At 75.5% G+C, this 1,291-nt stretch carries 1 protein-coding gene; it reads left to right on the forward strand.

Features of this window, described 5'->3' with window-relative positions; genetic code table 11:
- On the forward strand, window positions 1–1,141 hold a 1,141-nt coding region (locus MXD58_RS27795), incomplete at its 5' end, for a glycosyltransferase (protein ID WP_250611125.1).
- Window positions 1,142–1,291: the final 150 nt, after the last annotated feature.

The raw sequence follows: 1,291 nt of genomic DNA on the forward strand, positions 1-1,291 counted from the left end.
CAGAACTCCCGCCGGTCCAGGTCCGGGTCCAGCCCGGCCATCCACAGCGCGCTGGCCAGCTCGTGCAGCGGGTACGGAGCTGCGGGCCGTGAACCTGCTGCGCCGCCTCGACCCGGAGGAGTTCCGCCTCGAGTTCGCCGTGACCTCCGGTGCCCACGGCTCCCTCGACACCGAGATCCGGGAGCTCGGCAGCGAGGTCTACTACTGCCGGGCCGACCTCATGTTCCCCTGGCGGTTCCTGCGCCTGCTGCGCGAGGTGCGCCCCGACGTCGTCCACTCCGCGGTGGCGACGTTCTCCGGGGTGGTGCTGGCGCTGGCCCGCCTCGGCGGGGTGCGCCGGCGGGTGGCCTACTTCGTCAGCAGCGCCGACCGCCACGGCGACAGCCTGCGCGGGCGGGTGCAGCGTGCGGTCGGCCGCCTGCTGCTCGACCGGTTCGCCACGGACATCGTCGCGGTCAGCGAGGCGGCGATGCGCGGGCTGTGGCGGGAGAACTGGCGGCTCGACGACCGCTGCCGCATCGTCTACAACGGCGTGGAGCTGGAGCCCTCCGGTGTCGCGATCGCCGCGCGCCGCCGCGCCGAGGAGTCCGCCGACCACGATGAGGACACCGTCACCATCGCCCACATCGGCCGCCCGGACCCGCTGAAGAACCGCGGCCGCGCGATCGAGGTGCTCGCCGCGCTGCGGGCCCGGTCGGTGCCGGCGCGGCTGCGCGTCGTCGGCCGCCAGGACCCCGTCGAGACGGCCGAGCTCGCCGCGCTCGCGGACCGCCTCGGCGTCACCGCCCACGTCGAGTTCACCGGCGAGGTCCGGGAGATCCCGCGGCTGCTCACCGGCTGCTCGCTGCTGCTGGTCACCTCCCGTCACGAGGGCATGCCCACCGTTGTCCTGGAGGCGCTGTCCGTGGGGACCCCGGTGCTGTCCGCGGACCTGCCCGGGGTCACCGAGATCGCCCGGCTGCTGCCCGGGGTGACGACGCTGCCGCTGAGCGCCTCGGACGCCGTGTGGGCGGACACCGCTGACATGCTCACCGCGCTCCCGCCGACCATCGACCAGCGACGGGAGGCCATGCGGCTGCTGCGCCGGTCCCCGTTCACGATGGACAGCTGGCAGCGGGACATCACGGCGGTGTGGTCCTAGCCGATGCCTGCTCCTACCCGAGCCGGCCGGGCCCCCGGGGCCGAACCGGCACGTCCCACCGCGCCGCCGTCCCCGACTCCCACGCTGCCGCCCCTGGTGCCCGCGCCGCCGCCCCTGGTGCCCGCGCCGCCGCCGCGAGCCCGCGGGTTC

The organism is Frankia sp. AgKG'84/4 (genome assembly GCF_023242965.2).
Taxonomy (GTDB): domain Bacteria; phylum Actinomycetota; class Actinomycetes; order Frankiales; family Frankiaceae; genus Frankia.